The sequence below is a fragment of the Rhizobium sp. RM genome (assembly GCF_013390595.1).
In the GTDB taxonomy this organism is placed as follows: Bacteria; Pseudomonadota; Alphaproteobacteria; order Rhizobiales; family Rhizobiaceae; genus Agrobacterium.
Genome location: NZ_JACAWV010000005.1, coordinates 1 through 2,500, shown reverse-complemented (window position 1 = coordinate 2,500; position 2,500 = coordinate 1). Strand labels below are relative to the sequence as shown.

General features: G+C 52.5%; 2 rRNA genes (1 of these 2 cut by a window edge). Both read left to right on the top strand.

Going from position 1 to position 2,500, the window contains the following annotated elements:
* Positions 1-2,138, top strand: a 23S ribosomal RNA gene (locus HWX89_RS03905) (it extends 660 nt beyond the left edge of the window).
* 102 nt (positions 2,139-2,240) lie between these two features.
* A 5S ribosomal RNA gene (gene rrf / locus HWX89_RS03900) occupies positions 2,241-2,355 on the top strand.
* The last annotated feature ends 145 nt before the right edge of the window (positions 2,356-2,500 follow it).

Sequence of the window (2,500 nt, the reverse complement as noted above, 5' to 3'; positions counted from 1 at the left end):
GTAGCGAAAGCGAGTCTGAATAGGGCGATTTAGTTAGTTGCATTAGACCCGAAACCGAGTGATCTAGCCATGAGCAGGCTGAAGGTTGGGTAACACCAACTGGAGGGCCGAACCCATAACTGTTGCAATAGTTCGGGATGACTTGTGGCTAGGGGTGAAAGGCCAATCAAACTCGGAAATAGCTGGTTCTCCGCGAAATCTATTTAGGTAGAGCGTCGACCGAATACCCTCGGGGGTAGAGCACTGGATGGGCTATGGGGACTCACCGTCTTACTGATCCTAACCAAACTCCGAATACCGAGGAGTACTAGTCGGCAGACACACGGCGGGTGCTAACGTCCGTCGTGAAAAGGGCAACAACCCTGACCTCCAGCTAAGGTCCCCAAGTCATGGCTAAGTGGGAAAGGATGTGAGGATCCCAAAACAACCAGGATGTTGGCTTAGAAGCAGCCATCATTTAAAGAAAGCGTAACAGCTCACTGGTCTAAATAAGGGTCTTTGCGCCGAAAATGTAACGGGGCTAAAGCCATGCACCGAAGCTGAGGATTTGCAGCAATGCAAGTGGTAGCGGAGCGTTCCGTAAGTCTGTGAAGGCGGACCCGTGAGGGCTGCTGGAGATATCGGAAGTGCGAATGTTGACATGAGTAACGATAAAGAGGGTGAGAGACCCTCTCGCCGAAAGACCAAGGGTTCCTGCTTAAAGTTAATCTGAGCAGGGTTAGCCGGCCCCTAAGACGAGGCGGACACGCGTAGTCGATGGGAACCACGTTAATATTCGTGGGCCTGGTGGTAGTGACGGATCTCGTGTGTTGTTCAACCTTATTGGATTGGTTGGGCGGCGAAGAGGTTCCAGGAAATAGCTCCACCGTATAGACCGTACCCGAAACCGACACAGGTGGTCAGGTAGAGTATACCAAGGCGCTTGAGAGAACTATGTTGAAGGAACTCGGCAAATTGCACGCGTAACTTCGGAAGAAGCGTGACCCCATTTTACGCAAGTATGATGGGGTGGCACAGACCAGGGGGTAGCGACTGTTTATCAAAAACACAGGGCTCTGCGAAGTAGCAATACGACGTATAGGGTCTGACGCCTGCCCGGTGCTGGAAGGTTAAAGGGAGGGGTGCAAGCTCTGAACTGAAGCCCCAGTAAACGGCGGCCGTAACTATAACGGTCCTAAGGTAGCGAAATTCCTTGTCGGGTAAGTTCCGACCTGCACGAATGGCGTAACGACTTCCCCGCTGTCTCCAACATAGACTCAGTGAAATTGAATTCCCCGTGAAGATGCGGGGTTCCTGCGGTCAGACGGAAAGACCCCGTGCACCTTTACTATAGCTTTACACTGGCATTCGCCAAGGCATGTGTAGGATAGGTGGTAGGCTTTGAAGCAGGGACGCCAGTTCTTGTGGAGCCATCCTTGAAATACCACCCTTATCTTCGTGGATGTCTAACCGCGGTCCGTTATCCGGATCCGGGACAGTGTATGGTGGGTAGTTTGACTGGGGCGGTCGCCTCCGAAAGAGTAACGGAGGCGCGCGATGGTTAGCTCAGACCGGTCGGAAATCGGTCGTCGAGTGCAATGGCATAAGCTAGCCTGACTGCGAGACTGACAAGTCGAGCAGAGACGAAAGTCGGTCATAGTGATCCGGTGGTCCCGTGTGGAAGGGCCATCGCTCAACGGATAAAAGGTACGCCGGGGATAACAGGCTGATGACCCCCAAGAGTCCATATCGACGGGGTTGTTTGGCACCTCGATGTCGACTCATCGCATCCTGGGGCTGGAGCAGGTCCCAAGGGTATGGCTGTTCGCCATTTAAAGCGGTACGTGAGTTGGGTTCAGAACGTCGTGAGACAGTTCGGTCCCTATCTGCCGTGGGTGTAGGAATATTGACAGGATCTGTCCCTAGTACGAGAGGACCGGGATGGACGTATCTCTGGTGGATCTGTTGTCCTGCCAAGGGCATAGCAGAGTAGCTATATACGGAATGGATAACCGCTGAAGGCATCTAAGCGGGAAACCAACCTGAAAACGAGTGTTCCCTATCAGAGCCGTGGAAGACGACCACGTTGATAGGACGGGTGTGGAAGTGCAGCAATGCATGAAGCTTACCGTTACTAATAGCTCGATCGGCTTGATCGTTCTCATTGTTCATGTTCATCGACGATGAATTGACGTGTTCAAATCAAACGAAGCAATCGCTTCCCAGCTTCTCGAAAAACAACGCTTGTTGCGTTTTGCCGACCTGGTGGTTATCGCGGGGCGGCTGCACCCGTTCCCTTTCCGAACACGGCCGTGAAACGCCCCAGCGCCAATGGTACTTCGTCTTAAGACGCGGGAGAGTAGGTCGCTGCCAGGTCTGCAAAACGCAACATTCAAATCTTCTCATCACATAAGGGCCTCAAGCCCATAACAGAGGCCGCACATCGCGGCCTTTTTTGTTATAATATCAACTTCTCAGCAGACAAATCTGCTGAATGAGACTTCGCCAAAGGCAAAGTCAT